The 14646-nt window shown below is 70.5% G+C and carries 12 protein-coding genes; 6 read left to right on the forward strand and 6 right to left on the reverse strand.

What is annotated here, in order from left to right; all coding sequences use genetic code 11:
• Window positions 1-2: 2 nt before the first annotated feature.
• Together gudD and kdgD are read right to left on the reverse strand one after the other, a co-directional pair.
• Window positions 3-1352: a glucarate dehydratase gene (gene gudD / locus ACIRHA_RS17220; RefSeq protein WP_403845915.1), complete on the reverse strand. Its 1350-nt coding sequence runs from the start codon at window positions 1350-1352 to the stop codon at window positions 3-5.
• Between the two features lie 90 nt (window positions 1353-1442).
• Window positions 1443-2375, reverse strand: a complete 933-nt coding sequence (gene kdgD, locus ACIRHA_RS17225) for a 5-dehydro-4-deoxyglucarate dehydratase (RefSeq protein WP_403845918.1) — start codon at window positions 2373-2375, stop codon at window positions 1443-1445.
• Between the two features lie 320 nt (window positions 2376-2695).
• Here kdgD and ACIRHA_RS17230 point away from each other — a divergent pair, with 320 nt between their 5' ends.
• Window positions 2696-3295, forward strand: coding sequence for a TetR/AcrR family transcriptional regulator C-terminal ligand-binding domain-containing protein (locus ACIRHA_RS17230; RefSeq protein ID WP_403845921.1), 600 nt, complete (start codon window positions 2696-2698; stop codon window positions 3293-3295).
• Between the two features lie 56 nt (window positions 3296-3351).
• Entirely contained in the window at window positions 3352-5712 is a 2361-nt protein-coding gene (locus tag ACIRHA_RS17235; protein ID WP_403845923.1) for a DHA2 family efflux MFS transporter permease subunit, read from the forward strand.
• A gap of 118 nt (window positions 5713-5830) precedes the next feature.
• Here the strand turns inward: ACIRHA_RS17235 and ACIRHA_RS17240 are convergent, their stop codons facing one another.
• Window positions 5831-6730 carry a LysR family transcriptional regulator gene (locus ACIRHA_RS17240; RefSeq protein WP_403845926.1) on the reverse strand — a complete coding sequence of 300 codons (900 nt, stop codon included), beginning with the start codon at window positions 6728-6730 and terminating at the stop codon, window positions 5831-5833.
• Between the two features lie 160 nt (window positions 6731-6890).
• On the opposite strand from ACIRHA_RS17240, the gene ACIRHA_RS17245 reads away from it, so the two are divergent.
• The 3 genes from ACIRHA_RS17245 to ACIRHA_RS17255 are packed head-to-tail and all read left to right on the forward strand — an operon-like array spanning window position 6891 to window position 10673.
• Complete coding sequence (locus tag ACIRHA_RS17245; protein ID WP_403845928.1) at window positions 6891-8315, forward strand: M20 family metallopeptidase; 1425 nt, start codon at window positions 6891-6893, stop codon at window positions 8313-8315.
• The gene (locus tag ACIRHA_RS17250; RefSeq protein WP_403845930.1) at window positions 8312-9613 is read left to right on the forward strand and encodes an MFS transporter; all 1302 of its coding nucleotides are present in this window, start codon (window positions 8312-8314) and stop codon (window positions 9611-9613) included. Before ACIRHA_RS17245 ends, ACIRHA_RS17250 begins: the two co-directional genes overlap by 4 nt.
• 52 nt (window positions 9614-9665) lie before the next feature.
• Window positions 9666-10673 (forward strand): 1-aminocyclopropane-1-carboxylate deaminase, encoded by a 1008-nt coding sequence (locus tag ACIRHA_RS17255; RefSeq protein ID WP_403846516.1) that lies wholly within the window; start codon window positions 9666-9668, stop codon window positions 10671-10673.
• Here the strand turns inward: ACIRHA_RS17255 and ACIRHA_RS17260 are convergent.
• A complete protein-coding gene (locus tag ACIRHA_RS17260) occupies window positions 10652-11572 on the reverse strand; it encodes an NAD(P)H-binding protein (protein ID WP_403845933.1) in 921 nt (306 codons plus the stop codon). The genes ACIRHA_RS17255 and ACIRHA_RS17260 overlap by 22 nt on opposite strands.
• 47 nt (window positions 11573-11619) lie before the next feature.
• A complete protein-coding gene (locus ACIRHA_RS17265; RefSeq protein ID WP_403845936.1) occupies window positions 11620-13512 on the reverse strand; it encodes an alkyl/aryl-sulfatase in 1893 nt (630 codons plus the stop codon).
• A 121-nt stretch (window positions 13513-13633) separates the two neighbouring features.
• Between ACIRHA_RS17265 and ACIRHA_RS17270 the strand changes: the two genes are divergently transcribed.
• Window positions 13634-14182 carry a DapH/DapD/GlmU-related protein gene (locus ACIRHA_RS17270; RefSeq protein ID WP_403845939.1) on the forward strand — a complete coding sequence of 183 codons (549 nt, stop codon included), beginning with the start codon at window positions 13634-13636 and terminating at the stop codon, window positions 14180-14182.
• 19 nt (window positions 14183-14201) lie between these two features.
• Here ACIRHA_RS17270 and ACIRHA_RS17275 read toward each other — a convergent pair whose 3' ends face one another.
• Entirely contained in the window at window positions 14202-14627 is a 426-nt protein-coding gene (locus ACIRHA_RS17275) for a nitroreductase/quinone reductase family protein (RefSeq protein WP_403845941.1), read from the reverse strand.
• Window positions 14628-14646: the final 19 nt, after the last annotated feature.

The following is a 14646-nucleotide window of genomic DNA, read 5'->3' on the forward strand; positions in this document are numbered from 1 at the left end:
GCTCAGCGCACCAGCGCCGGGCGCTTGGCGTCGAAGGTCCAGCCGGGGATCAGGTACTGCATGCCGGCGGCGTCGTCCCGGCTGCCGAGGCCGAGGGAGAGGTAGCGCTGGTGGGCGGCCTCCACCTCGTCCATGTCCAACTCGACGCCCAGTCCCGGGCGTTCGGGGAGCGCGATGGCGCCGCCCTCGATGGGCAGCGGCTCGCGCGTCAGGCGCTGGCCGTCCTGCCAGATCCAGTGGGTGTCGATCGCGGTGATGTCACCGGGCGCCGCGGCGGCGACGTGCGTGAACATCGCGAGCGATACGTCGAAGTGGTTGTTGGAGTGCGAACCCCAGGTCAGACCCCAGGCGTCGCAGAGCTGGGCGACGCGCACGGAACCGTTCATGGTCCAGAAGTGCGGGTCGGCGAGGGGGATGTCGACGGCGTCGGCCTTGATGGCGTGACCCATCTGCCGCCAGTCCGTGGCGATCATGTTCGTGGCGGTCTTCAGGCCGGTGGCGCGCCGGAACTCGGCCATCACCTCGCGGCCCGAGTAGCCGCCCTCGGCGCCGCAGGGGTCCTCGGCGTACGCGAGGACGTCGCGCAGCGAGCGGCCGATCTCGATGGCGTCCTTGAGGAGCCAGCCACCGTTGGGGTCGAGGGTGATGCGGGCCTCGGGGAACCGCTCGGCGAGTGCGCGGACCGCCTCGGCCTCGGCCCAGCCGTCGAGCACACCGCCCTTGAGCTTGAAGTCCTGGAACCCGTACCGCTCCTGGGCCGCCTCGGCGAGCGCGACGACGGCCTCGGGGGTGAGCGCCTCCTCGCTGCGCAGCCGCTCCCAGTCGTCCTTGGCCTCGGACTCGTCGCGGTACGGGAGGTCGGTGCGGCGGCGGTCACCGACGTAGAAGAGGTAGCCGAGGACCGGGACGGACGTGCGCTGCACGCCCTCGCCGAGGAGCGCCGCGACCGGCACGTTCAGGTACTGGCCGAGCAGGTCGAGCAGTGCGGCCTCGACGGCGGTGACCGCGTGCACGGTGACGCGCAGGTCGAAGGTCTGCGCGCCGCGCCCGCCCGCGTCCCGGTCACCGAACCGCTCGCGTATCGCGCGCAGCACGGCCTGCGGGTCACCGACGGGCCGGCCGACGACCAGGTCGCTCGCCTCTTCGAGGGTGGTGCGGATGGGCTCGCCGCCGGGGACCTCACCCACGCCGGTGCGGCCGTCGGAGTCGGTGAGGATGACCAGGTTGCGGGTGAAGTACGGGGCGTGGGCGCCGCTCAGGTTCAGCAGCATGCTGTCCTGGCCTGCGACCGGGACGACCCGCATGGAGGCGACGACGGGGGTGGCGGCGGGGGGAACGGCCTTGGTGCTCATGGACGGTGACACCTTTCGCGTGCGGCTCGCAGGCGGATGAGGGGACCTACGGAAGGGGCGGGCGGTGCAGGGGGCGTGCGCTGGACGCTCTCAGAGGGTGATGCCCTTGATCAGCGCGGTGAGTGCGTCGAGTTCGTCCGGTTCGAGGTCGGTCAGCGGCGGCCGGACCGGGCCCGCGGGGTGGCCGGTGGCGGTGAGTCCCGCCTTGACGATGCTGACCGCGTAGCCCGCCTTGCGGTTGCGGATCTCCGTGTACGGGAGGACGAACTCGTCGAGCTTGCGCAGCACTTCGTCGTGGCGGCGGGCTCGGACGTCCGCGTAGAAGGAGAGCGCGAACTCGGGGACGAAGTTGAAGATCGCCGACGAGTAGGTGGTGACACCGAGTTCGAGGTACGGCAGGGCGAACATCTCGGCGGTGGGCAGGCCGCCGATGTACGTGAGCCGGTCGCCGAGCTTCGTGTAGATGCGGGTCATGGCGTCGATGTCACCGACGCCGTCCTTGTAGCCGATCAGGTTCGGGCAGCGCTCGGCGACGCGGGCCACGGTGTCGGCGCGGTACACGGCGTTGGCGCGGCTGTAGATGATGACGCCGAGGTTCGTGGCCTTGCAGACCGCCTCGACGTGCGCGGCGAGTCCGTCCTGCGGGGCCTCGGTGAGGTAGGGCGGGAAGAGCAGGATGCCGTCGGCGCCCGCGCTCTCGGCAGCCTTGGCCATCTCTACGGCGGTGGCGGTGCCGTAGCCGACCGGGGCCAGGATCGGGGTGCCCTCGGGCGCGGCGGCCACGGCGGCGGCGACGACACGTCCGACCTCGGGCACGGTCAGCGAGAAGAACTCGCCGGTGCCGCCGGCCGCGAAGAGACCGGCCACTTCGTACGCCCCGAGGCGGCCGATGTGCTCCCGGTAGGCCTCCTCGTCGAAGTCGAAGGAGGCGGGGTGGTCCTCGCCCCGGAAGTGGGTCACGGGGAAGGACAGCAGGCCCGAGCCGAGTCGTCGACCGAGGTCGGCAGGCGTGTAGGCGGTCATAGCGGTGGTGCTCCCGAACTGAGGTGTGCGACAGACGTACCAGAGGCGGGCCAACTCCCGTATGGCCCGCGTCACTGGTCTGGCGTGACGCTATGAGCTGCCGCTCATGCACGTCCAACACCGATTTCGCATCTTGCGATGCGCGTTGAGCATCACTGGGCAGGTCTCGCGGAGGTGTCCCGCATGTGACGTACAACGAAACGTTTGCGTTTCGATGAAAGGAGGGCGTACCTTTAGCGGTACGAAACCGTTTCGGATCGCTTATCCGCGCACGACAGACCGCGAGCGGATCCGCGCACCAACCGTCAGGCAAGGAATCCATGGGGCTGCCCGAACCCCTCACGCGCAGAAAGCGGCGCACCCGGCTCACCCCCGAGCGGGAGCGCGAGCTCTACGGACGCACCCTCGACCTCGTACGCGACGTCGGCTACGAGACGATGACGCTCGACGCCGTCGCCGCCCAGTCGCGGTGCAGCAAGGCCACGCTCTACCGGCAGTGGGGCAGCAAGCCCCGGCTGGTGTCCGAGGCGCTGCGCGAGATGCGGCCGTTCTCCCTCGACGACCTGGACACCGGGTCCCTGAGGGGCGATCTGCACGCGCTCGCGCGGCGGATCGGCGAGGCCCGCAAGGACCTCGACCTGGTACGCGGCATCTCGCTGGCCATCCGCAAGGACGCGGAGCTCGCGGACGCCGTGCACGAGGCGCTCGTCCAGCCCGAGCTCGACCTGTTCGAGGCGATGCTCGCGCGGGCCGCGGAGCGCGGCGAGATCGACCGCTCCCGGCCCGCCTGCGGTTTCCTTCCGCACATGTTCCTCGGTTCCGTCTTCTCCCGGCCGCTCCTTGAGCGGCAGCCGGCCGACACCGAATATCTCCAGCGCTACGTGGACACCGTCGTCCTCCCCTTGCTGCTGCACGCCTGACCGCCTCCGGCCGCTCCCGGCCTCCGGCGCACGACAGACCCTCGAAGGACCACGCAATGCCCACCCCGCTCGACGCGCGCGAGCGTCCGGCCGCGGCCCCGTCCGCACAGCCGCCGGGCGCCCTCGCAGCGCACCACGTGCCCCACCGCTGGTGGGTCCTGGCCGTCATCGGCCTCGCCCAGCTGATGGTGGTGCTCGACGCCACCATCGTGAACATCGCCCTGCCGTCCGCCCAGGCGGACCTCGGCTTCTCCGACGACGGCCGCCAGTGGGTCGTCACCGCCTACTCGCTCGCCTTCGGCAGCCTCCTGCTGCTCGGCGGCAAGCTGTCCGACCTCTTCGGACGCAAGAACACGCTGATCATCGGCCTCGTCGGGTTCGCGGGCTCGTCCGCCCTCGCCGGTGCCGCCACCGGGTTCTCGATGCTCGTCGCGGGCCGCGCCCTGCAGGGTGTGTTCGGCGCGATCCTCGCGCCGACCGCGATGGCGCTCCTTACGACGACGTTCACCGAGCCCAAGGAACGCGCCAAGGCGTTCGGCATCTTCGGTGCCATCGCCGGTTCCGGCGGTGCCATCGGCATGCTGCTCGGCGGCTTCCTCACCGAGCACCTTGACTGGCGCTGGACGCTCTACGTCAACCTGGTCATCGCCGCGGTCGCGGTCGTCGGCGCGGTCGTCTTCGTGCGCAAGCCCGCGCCCGGCCCGCGTCCCAAGCTCGACCTGCTGGGCACGCTGCTCGTCGCGGCGGGCCTCTTCAGCATCGTCTTCGGCTTCTCCAACGCCGAGACGCACAGCTGGGGCAACTGGATGTGCTGGGTCTTCCTGGCCGCGGGCGTCGTCCTGCTCGGGCTCTTCATCGCCTGGCAGACCAAGGCCAAGCACCCGCTGCTTCCGCTGCGCGTCCTGGCCGACCGCAACCGCGCCGCTTCCTACGTGAGCGTCTTCATCACCGGTGCGGGCATGTTCGGGATCTTCCTGTTCCTGACCTACTACCTGCAGCTGATCCTCGGCAAGAGCCCGATGGAGACGGGCGTCGCCTTCCTGCCGATGATCCTGTCGCTGATGGTGACGGCGCAGCTCGCCACCATGGCACTGATCCCGAAGCTCGGTCCCAAGCCGGTCGTCCCGGTCGGCATGGGTCTCACCGCGGGCGGCCTGGTCTGGCTCACCGCGCTGGACGTGACCAGCAGCTACGCCTCGCACGTGCTGCCGCCGCTGATCATGATCGGTGTCGGTATCGGCCTCGTGATGCCGCCCGCGATGAGCCTCGCCACCCTCGGGGTCGCCCCGAAGGACCAGGGCGTCGCCGCCGCGACCGTGAACACCATGCAGCAGGTCGGTGGTTCGATCGGTACGGCGCTGTTCAGCACCATGGCCGCGACGGCCGCCTCGAACTACATCGCCGACCACGGTGCCTCGAAGGCCGCCCAGGCCGAGGCCGCCGTGCACAGCTACGCGACCGCCTACTGGTGGGCCGCCGGGTTCTTCGTGGCCGGTCTCATCGTCTCGGTCCTGATGTACCGCGCGGGCCGTCCGCTGGCGCACTCGCAGCAGAAGGCCGAGTCCGCGGAGGCGGTCGAAGCCGCTGCCGAGTCCGTGGGCGCGACCGCGCCCATCGCCGCCGTCGCCACCGCCCCCGTGGTGGAGGGCTCCGGCGTGCACGGCCGGATCCTCGACGGGCAGGGTGCTCCCCTGACGGGCGCCGTGGTCACTCTCATCGACCGCACCGGCGCCCAGATCGGTCGCGGCGCCGCCGCCTCCGACGGCAGCTACGCGGTGTCGGCCCCGTCCGCCGACGGCGACGGCTACGTCCTCGTCGGCTCGGCGCCCGGCCGCGACCCGCGGGTCGCCACGCTCGCGCTCCGCGCGGACGGACCGGTCAGCTTCGACCTCGTCCTCAGCGGCGACGGTGGCCTGTACGGCACCGTACGGTCCGAGTCCGACTCGGCCCCCGTCCTGGGCGCGCTCGTCGTCACCACCGACGAGCGCGGTGAGACGGTCGGCTCGGCGCTCACCGACACCGACGGCGGCTACTCGCTGCCGCAACTGCCGCCGGGCGCCTACACCTTCACCGCCAGCGCGGAGGGCTTCCAGCCGTACGCGGGTCAGGCCCAGGTCGCCGGCGGCACCGCCACCCGGCAGGACGCCGTGCTGCGCTCCGCCGCGACCCTGACCGGCACGGTCCGGGGCACCGACGGCTCCCCCGTGCACGACGCGCGCGTCACCCTCCTCGACCAGGCGGGCAACGTGGTCGCGGTGCACACCACGGGCGACGACGGCGCGTACGCCTTCGTCGGCCTGTCCGGCGCCACGTACACGGTCATCGCCAGCGGCTACCCGCCGGTGTCGAAGCCGGTCACGGTGGCGGGCAGCGGCAACCCGAGCGACCTGGACGTCGCGCTCGGCCACGGGGACTGACGCCCCCGCTGGTTGAGTGAGCACACCGCCGCGGGCGGGGCAGATGTCTGCCCCGCCCGCGGCGTCTTGCTGTCGGCACGAGCGTGACCGCCACGACCGTGATCGGCGTGCCGCGGTCTCACACCGCCCGATGCCCCAGCGCATCGATGACCCGGTCCATGAAATCCGCCGCGGCGGGCGCCAGTTCGCGGCCCGCGCGGCACTGGACCTGGAGTGTGCGCTGGCGGAATTCCTTCTCCTCCAGGGGGACGGCGACGAGCGCGCGGCGGTCGGACGGACCCAGGGTGACGCGGCTGGCGAGGGTGACCGCACTGCTGGCACGTACGAAACGCAGGAGCGCGTCCACCGTGGTGCACTCGAAGACGCCCTCCACCGTGAGCTGGTGTGCGGCGGCCGAGGCTTCAAGGAGCAAGCGGCTCGTGGTGTCGGTCGAGGGCAGCGCCACGGGGTGCCGGACGAGGTCGCGTACCGAGACGGCCGGCCTGTCCGCCAGCGGGTGGCCCCTGCGGACGATCGCGCACAGCGGGGCCTCCTGGGTGTAACGGATCGAAACACCCGCGGGCAGCGCGATGTTGAAGGTGACGCCGAGGTCGGCGATGCCCTCCGCGACCATCTGGGTCGCCTCCGTCGGCCGCGCCACGTGCAGGATGACGCGGGCCTCCGGGTGCTCCGCGTGGAAGCCGGCCGCGACGTCGGGCAGCAGGTGGTGGGTGACGCCGATGGTGGCGGCGACGGTGATGACCGCCCGGGTCGTGCGGCGCTGATGCACCTCCTCGGTGAACGCCTCGGCGTCCTGGATCGCCCGGCGCGCGAAGCCCGCGAAGGCGCGCCCGGCCGCGGTGGCGGTCACACCGCTCGGCAGGCGCTCGAAGAGTGGCGCACCCACTTCCCTTTCCAGACGGGCGAGTTGACGGCTCACGGCGGAACCCGCGACGAAGAGACGGCGCGCGGCCGCGTTCACCGAACCCGTCTCGAAGACGGCGATGAAGTACTTCAGGGCCGGGTCGATCAGCGGCATCGGATGTCTCTCCGTGTCGGTCGCGACGAGCGTCTCTTCGTATACAGGGCAGGGGCGTTGGCATTGCCGCAGCGGCAACGCACGCATTCCCATATTGTCACTGCCGGATCGCTCGCCGCCCCTTGTTGACGTCCGAGGGGCAGTGCCACCGTCGTGGCCCATGAGCAGACAGGACGCGATCGACAGCGCCGCACACCACTTCGACTCCGGGACGTTCAGGGAGGAACTCACCCGTCTCGTCGCGGTCCCGACCGAGAGTCACGACCCGCGCCAGGAACCCGCGCTGCACCGGTACTTGACCGAGGAGGTCACTCCTCGCCTTGAGCGCATGGGGTTCGCCGTCGACATCGCGGAGAACCCCGTCTCCGCCCGCCATCCGTTCCTGGTCGCCCGCCGCACCGAGGCCGAGGGTCTGCCCACGCTGCTCACCTACGGTCACGCGGACGTGCAGCCGGGACACCCCGACCGATGGCGCACCGGGCTCGACCCCTGGCGGCTAACCGTCGAGGGCGAACGCTGGTACGGGCGCGGGGTCGCCGACAACAAGGGGCAGCACCTGGTCAACCTCGTCGCCCTGGAACATGTCATCGGGCAGCGGGGCGGGCGGCTCGGCTACAACGTCGTGCTGCTACTGGAGACCGGCGAGGAGTTCGGCTCCCCCGGCCTCGCCGAGTTCTGCGAGCAGCAGCGCGACCAGTCGCTCGCCGCAGACCTCCTCATCGGCTCCGACGGCCCACGCGTCGCGCAGGATCGGCCCACCGTGTTCCTCGGCTCGCGCGGCGCCGTGAACTTCACGCTGAGCCTCGATCTGCGCGAGGGGTCCCACCACTCGGGCAACTGGGGCGGGCTGCTGCGCAACCCCGGCACCGTCCTGGCGGGCGCGATCGCCTGCCTCGTCGACGAGCGCGGCAGCATCCGCGTCGAGGGCCTGCGCCCCGCCGGGATCTCCGACGAGGTGCGCCGCGCCCTCGCGGACATCCCCGCCGGCACCGACGGGCCGACGCCCGACGCCGGTTGGGGCGAGCCGGGGCTCACACCGAACGAGCGCCTCTTCGCCTGGAACACCATCGAGGTCCTCGCGATGACCACGGGCCAGCCGGACAACCCCACCAACGCCATCCCCGGCTCCGCCCGCGCCCACTGCCAGCTCCGCTTCGTCGTCGGCCTGGAGTCGTCCGACGTGGCGCGGGCGGTGCGCAAGCACCTCGACGAGCACGGTTTCGACATGGTCGAGGTCACCGCCGACTACGGCATGGAGGCGAGCCGGCTCGACCCGGACAACCCCTGGGTGCGCTGGACGCTCGACTCGCTGGAGCGCACGACCGGCACGACGCCCGCGCTGCTGCCCAACCTCGCCGGCTCGCTGCCCAACTCCGCCTTCTCCCGCGGCCTCGGCCTGCCCACCGTGTGGGTTCCGCACTCCTACCCCGGCTGCTCCCAGCACGCCCCCGACGAGCATCTGCCCGCCCCGCTCGTCCGCGACTCGCTCCAGGTCATGGCGGGACTCTTCTGGGATCTCGCCGAACTCGCCGGGTCCGGCACCTGGCCTCCGCAGGCCCCGGCCACCGAGGGGAACACCCCATGAGCGCGCCCCCGGTGAGAACCACGGCACCGACCACCACCACCCCGAGCCCAGGGAAGATCATCACCGCGGCGTGCGTCGGCAACGCCCTGGAGTGGTACGACATCGCGGTCTACAGCTACTTCGCGACGTACCTGTCGAAGGTCTTCTTCACCAATGACGACCCGGCCGTGTCGCTGCTCCTCACCCTGGGCACCTTCGGTGTCTCCTTCCTGATCCGGCCCGTGGGCGCGCTCGTACTGGGTTCCTACGCCGACCGGGCGGGCCGAAAGGCCGCGCTGACCTGGTCGATCGGGCTGATGGCGGTGGGCACACTGCTGATCTGCGTCATGCCCTCGTACGCGGCGATCGGTGTGGTCGCACCGATCGGGATCCTGCTCGCCCGGCTCATCCAGGGCTTCGCGGCGGGCGGGGAGTTCGGCAGCGCGACGGCCCTGATGGTCGAGTTCATGCCGAACCGGCGTGGTTTCGCCGCCAGTTGGCAGTTCACCAGCCAGGCCGCGAGCACGCTCCTCGCGGCGCTCCTCGGCACCGTGCTGACGTCCACCCTCAGCGAGGACCAGCTCATCTCGTGGGGCTTCAGGATCCCGTTCCTGATCGGCTTGCTCGTGGCGCCCGTGGGCCTCTACATCCGCCGCAACGTCCCCGAGCCTCCTGCCGCGCCCCGGCAGGAGGGATCCCGAAAGGAGGACTCCCCCACCCCGATCCGCACCATGCTGCGCGAGCACAAGGCCGGCGTGCTGCTCACCATCGGGCTGCTCGCCGTCACGACCTGCCTCAACTACCTGATCACGTACATCCCGACGTACGCGACGAAGACCCTGGACCTCCCGGACTCCACTGGTTTCATCGCGGCGCTCGCCGGTGGCCTGGTGCTGCTCGCGGTGACGAGTGTGGCGGGCCACTTCTCCGACCGGGTGGGACAGATCGCGATCATGGTTCCGGCGGCGGGCGCGGTCCTGCTGCTGATCTACCCGATGTTCGCACTCCTCGTGGCCGCACCCTCGCTGGCGATGCTGATCGGCGTCGTCATGGTGATGGCACTCTTCAAGGGCTGCTATTACGGTCCGATGGGCGCTCTCATGGCAGGCATCTTCCCGGCGGAGACCCGCGCGACCGGGATGGCGGTGGGTTACAACATCGGTGTCACCGTCTTCGGCGGCTTCACCCCGATGATCGCGGCCTGGCTGCTCGACTCCACCGGGCAGTCCGCGGCCCCCGCATATTGGGTGGCGTTCGCCGCCCTGGCGAGCCTGACCAGCCTGTTCGTACTGCGCCGCCGTTCCCTGCACCCCCGATGACCAGCGCCCGACGGGCCCGCCCAGGCAAGGAGTCCCCATGTCCCTGAACGACATGTCCCTGAACGACTTCGAGCGCCACCCCCTCCTGTTCGGCCCCAGCCCCGTGCACCCACTCGACCGGCTCAGCAGGCACCTCGGCGGCCCGCGCGTCTGGGCCAAGCGGGAGGACTGCAACGCCGGGCTCGCCTTCGGCGGCAACAAGACCCGCAAGCTGGAGTACCTGATCCCCGACGCGCTCGCCCAGGGCGCGGACACCCTCGTCAGTATCGGCGGCGTACAGTCCAACCACACCCGGCAAGTGGCCGCGGTCGCCGCCAAGTTGGGCCTGAAGGCCGTGCTGGTGCAGGAGAGCTGGGTGGACTGGCCGGACGCGGTCAACGACAAGGTCGGCAACATCCTGCTGTCCCGGATCATGGGCGCCGATGTACGGCTGGTCGAGGCCGGGTTCGGCATCGGCTTCAAGGACAGCTGGCAGCAGGCCCTGGACGACGTACGCGCCGCGGGCGGCACCCCGTACGCGATCCCCGCGGGCGCCTCGGACCATCCGCTCGGCGGCCTCGGCTTCGCGAACTGGGCGTATGAAGTGGAGCAGCAGGAGCGCGAGTTGGGCGTCTTCTTCGACACGGTCGTGGTGTGCAGTGTCACCGGTAGTACGCACGCGGGCATGATCGCCGGGTTCGCGGGCCAGGACCGGCCGCGCCGGGTGATCGGCATCGACGCCTCGGCGAAGATCGACGAGACCCGCGCACAGGTGGCGAAGATCGCCCGCGGAACCGCCGAACTCATCGGACTCGAACGGGAGTTGCGCGAGGACGAGATCACCGTCCTGGAGGGCTGGGCCGGTGACCGCTACGGCATTCCGGTCGATTCCACCGTCGACGCGATCCGGCTGACCGGCGAGCTGGAGGGTGTACTCCTCGACCCGGTGTACGAGGGCAAGTCGATGGCCGGACTCATCGATCTCGTACGCGACGGGGACATCCCCAAGGATTCGAACGTCCTCTACGCCCATCTGGGCGGCCAGCCGGCGCTCAATGCCTACAGCGGCATCTTCCACTGATCGGCGACCCACTCGCGGAACGTCCGCGCGGGAACCCCGAGGACATCGGCCACCGCCGATGTCACGTACGCCGGGTGCCCGTCGCTCGCACCCCACGCGTCGAGCAGCATGTCGACGACGGGCCGCGGCCACACACCTTCGGTCGCGTGCCGGAACTCGTCCGGCGTGAGCTCCTCGAACGGGATCGGGCGGCCGATGACATCGCCGATCACGCGCACCTGCTCCGCGTGGCTGAGCGCCTCGGGGCCCGTGAGGACGTAGTCGCCGCCGGTGTGCCCATCCTCGAACAGGGTGCGGGCCGCCACGGCGGCGAGGTCCCGCTCGTCGATCGGGGCGGTCTCGACGCCGGCGTAGGGCCACCGGACGGGCTCGCCGGCGTTGATCGCGGGCTCCCACCACAGGCGGACGTTCGAGGCGAACATGCCGGGCCTGAGGATCGTGGAGTCGAGCCCCGAGGCCGCGATCAGGCGCTCGATCTCCGCGTGCAGATCGGCCATCGGGTTGGGCTGCTGGAAGAACGGGTGCGGCGTCCGGTGGGGCGAGGAGAGGAAGACGATCCGTGACGTGTGAGCCGCGATCCGCTCGACGACGGCCCCGGCCGTGGCGGGCGGCGCCGTCCACAGGAGGAACACCGAGCGCACGCCCCGCAGTGCGGGGTCGAGCGAGGCGGGGTCGGCGAAGTCGCCCGCCACGACCTCGACCCCGTCCGGGAGCCCCGCGGCCGCGGGATCGCGCGTGAGCGCCCGCACGGGCACACCCGCGGCCAGGAGTTCACCGACCACCGCCCGGCCGATACGGCCGGTCGCTCCCGTCACGAGGACGGGGTGCGTCCCGCCCTGCCCGCCTTCGTTGCTTGCCTGCTCTTCGTTGCTTGCCTGCTGCGCCTTGTCGATCTTCACGGGAACCATAATAACGTAACCGAGTTACATTTTTTACCCGGCAAACCTCACGGCGTGACGATCGCGAAGTCCTGGTCACCGGGGTCGAGCACCGAGGCGAGCCGGCCGAGCACCGACGCGTCGCCCTCGACCCGGACACCCGCCCGCTCAAGCCCCTCGGAGGTCAGGCCCGTGACGGCCAGCGCGGACAGAGACTGGACCCCACCGGTGAGGGAGACATCAGCCGCGGTCTTCTGGGACGCTGCACTGTAGGTGAGCACACCGTTGGCGAGGCGGAGCCGGTAGCGCTCGTCGACATCCGTGAGATGGACGTCGATGCTGAGCTTCTCGTCCCAGGCCTTGGGTCCGTCGACCTGAATGGCGATGGCGTCGAACAGCATCGTCGGGCTGAGGTTCGCGATCACGTCGGCCGATGCGGCGACGGTGGGAGTGCCGAACTGGCCGTCGCGCAATTCGGTGGCGCCGGAGAGGTAGAAGTTGCGCCAGGGGCCGTTCTCCGCGCCGTAGCCGAGCTGTTCGTAGGTGTCGGCGAGCAGTTCGCGTGCCGCCGAGTGATCGGGTTCGGCGAACACGACGTGACTGAGCACCTCTGCGGCCCACCGGTAGTCGCCCGCGTCGAAGGAGCCACGCGCCTTGTCCACGACGGTGTCGGCGCCGCCCATGAACTCGACGTAGCGCTTGCCGGCCTCGACGGGCGGGTGCTGCCACAGATGGGCCGGGTTGCCGTCGAACCAGCCCATGTAGCGCTGGTAGATGGCCTTGAGGTTGTGGCTGACGGAGCCGTAGTAGCCGCGGGCGTTCCAGGCGTTCTTCAGGGCGGGCGGCAACTGCAGATGTTCGGCGATCTCCGCTCCGGTCCAGCCCTTGTTGATCAGGCGGAGCGTCTGGTCGCGGAGGTAGCCGTACAGGTCGCGCTGGCTCTCCAGGAACGCGACGACGCGCTCCTGACCCCAGGTCGGCCAGTGGTGCGAGGCGAAGACGACGTCGCTCTTGTCACCGAAGAGGTCGATGGTCTCGGTGAGGTAGTGCGACCAGCCGTGCGGGTCGCGGACCACGGCGCCGCGCAGGGTCAGCAAGTTGTGCAGGGTGTGCGTGGCGTCCTCGGCCGCGCACAGCGCCTTGAAGTCGGGGAAGTGGATCAGCATCTCCGAAGGCGCCTCGGTGTCGGGCGCCATCTGGAAGACCATACGCACCCCGTCGACGGTCTCCTCCTGACCCGTCGTCGTGACGGACAGGGTCGGCGGGATCAGCGTGACACCACCGGTCGACAGGGTCTGCCCGAGCCCGGCGCCGACCTGCCCCTGCGGGCCGCGGGCGAGCGCCGCCCCGTACATGTAGGCGGCGCGGCGGGCCATGGCGGTGCCCGCGTAGACGTTCTCGGCCACCGCGTGCTCGGTGAAGCCCTCCGGTGCGATGACGGGTACGCGCCCGGCGTCGACATCCTCCTGCGTGGTGACACCCTTGACGCCGCCGAAGTGGTCGGCGTGCGAGTGTGTGTAGATCACGGCGGTGACCGGGCGCTCGCCGCGGTGTTCCCGGTACAGGGCCAGCGCCGCCGCGGCCGGCTCCTTCGACAGAAGCGGATCGATCACGATCACACCGGTGTCGCCCTCGATGAACGTGACGTTCGACAGGTCGAGCCCACGCACCTGATAGATGCCCTCGACGACCTCGAACAGGCCCTGTTCCACGACGAGTTGGGACTGTCGCCACAGGCTCGGGTTCACGGTGTCGGGGGCATCGCCCTTGAGGAAGGCGTACGTGTCGTTGTCCCACACGACACGGCCGTCCTCGGCGGTGACGGCGTTCGGTGCACGCCGGGCGATCAACCCCCGCTTCGCGTCCTCGAAGTCCTGCGTGTCGGAGAACGGGAGACGTGCACGCAGTTCCGTCTGCTGCTGGGTGATGGCCGGCTGCGCGGCGTTGGGCGTCGAAGTCATATCGACAGATTCGCACCTTTGCATCCCTATTGTGCAGAGCGACGCGCACAACCAACCGTTGTGCCTGCGCGCCGTGTTCGTTGTTTGATCCCGACTCCCCCTGATGGCTTGGATAACGGCCATGCCAGATCAGGATCGCCTCTACGTCCACACACCCGAGTTCGCGCGCGTGGCCGAGCGCATCGAGTACGTCACCACGCTGACCTCACGGCTGAACGTCCTACCCTTCGACGACAAGGCCGCACGCGCGTCTCTGCTGTCCGAGATCTTCGGCAAGCCGCTGCCCGAATCCGCCACCGTCTACCCGCCCTTCTACACGGACTACGGACTCCGCATCGAGTTCGGCGAGCACGTCTTCGTGAACCAGGGGTGCACCTTCTTCGACCAGGGCGGCATCCGCATCGGCGACGGCGTGCTGATCGGGCCGAAGACCAATCTGATCTCCGCCAACCATCCGATCCGCGCGTCCGAGCGCCCCGAGTACTACACACGGGCACCCGTCACGATCGAGGCCAACGCGTGGATCGGTGCGTCGGTGACGGTGCTGCCCGGTGTCACGATCGGTCGCGGTGCCGTCGTCGGCGCCGGCGCCGTCGTCACCGAGGACGTACCACCGGACACGCTGGTGACCGGGTCCCCGGCGGCGGTGCGCAAGCGGTGGGAGGACTGAGGTGCGAGTCCTGGCGTCGCTACGCGCGTTCGCTCCCTGTGACCGTGATGCGGAAGGCGGGGTGGTCGGCCGGGTCCGGCAGCGCGTCGAAGGTCTTGGCGACGTTCGGGAGCTTGCCGAACTGTCGCAGGTAGTCCTCCATGAGTGCCGGAAGCTCCGACGGGTCGACCTCCACCGCCGTGAACCGCTCGACACGGCCGCGCCGGGTGAGCCGCCCCGACCCGCTGGCACGCAGATTGCGGGACCACTCGGTGTCGCCGTAGGCCGCCAGCAGGTACTCGGCGCCCCCGTGATCGAGCACGGCCACAGGGGTGGAGCGCCAGGCTCCCGTGGTGCGGCCGGGGACCGCGAGCAGGCTGACCACCTTGGGCTTGACCAGGCGGGCCATGCGCCCGCCGATGACACGCGCCGCCCAGGGCGGGCGCAGATAGTTCCTGGTGGACATGGTGGGACCTCGTCTTCTC

Source organism: Streptomyces sp. NPDC102360 (assembly GCF_044766085.1).
Lineage (GTDB): Bacteria > Actinomycetota > Actinomycetes > Streptomycetales > Streptomycetaceae > Streptomyces.

Bases quoted from the DNA above. Each gene is read 5' to 3' on its own strand.
- gudD (WP_403845915.1), bottom strand. From the start codon at position 1,352: ATGAGCACCAAGGCCGTTCCCCCCGCCGCCACCCCCGTCGTCGCCTCC.
- kdgD (WP_403845918.1), bottom strand. From the start codon at position 2,375: ATGACCGCCTACACGCCTGCCGACCTCGGTCGACGACTCGGCTCGGGC.
- ACIRHA_RS17230 (WP_403845921.1), top strand. From the start codon at position 2,696: ATGGGGCTGCCCGAACCCCTCACGCGCAGAAAGCGGCGCACCCGGCTC.
- ACIRHA_RS17235 (WP_403845923.1), top strand. From the start codon at position 3,352: ATGCCCACCCCGCTCGACGCGCGCGAGCGTCCGGCCGCGGCCCCGTCC.
- ACIRHA_RS17240 (WP_403845926.1), bottom strand. From the start codon at position 6,730: ATGCCGCTGATCGACCCGGCCCTGAAGTACTTCATCGCCGTCTTCGAG.
- ACIRHA_RS17245 (WP_403845928.1), top strand. From the start codon at position 6,891: ATGAGCAGACAGGACGCGATCGACAGCGCCGCACACCACTTCGACTCC.
- ACIRHA_RS17250 (WP_403845930.1), top strand. From the start codon at position 8,312: ATGAGCGCGCCCCCGGTGAGAACCACGGCACCGACCACCACCACCCCG.
- ACIRHA_RS17255 (WP_403846516.1), top strand. From the start codon at position 9,666: ATGTCCCTGAACGACTTCGAGCGCCACCCCCTCCTGTTCGGCCCCAGC.
- ACIRHA_RS17265 (WP_403845936.1), bottom strand. From the start codon at position 13,512: ATGACTTCGACGCCCAACGCCGCGCAGCCGGCCATCACCCAGCAGCAG.
- ACIRHA_RS17270 (WP_403845939.1), top strand. From the start codon at position 13,634: ATGCCAGATCAGGATCGCCTCTACGTCCACACACCCGAGTTCGCGCGC.
- ACIRHA_RS17275 (WP_403845941.1), bottom strand. From the start codon at position 14,627: ATGTCCACCAGGAACTATCTGCGCCCGCCCTGGGCGGCGCGTGTCATC.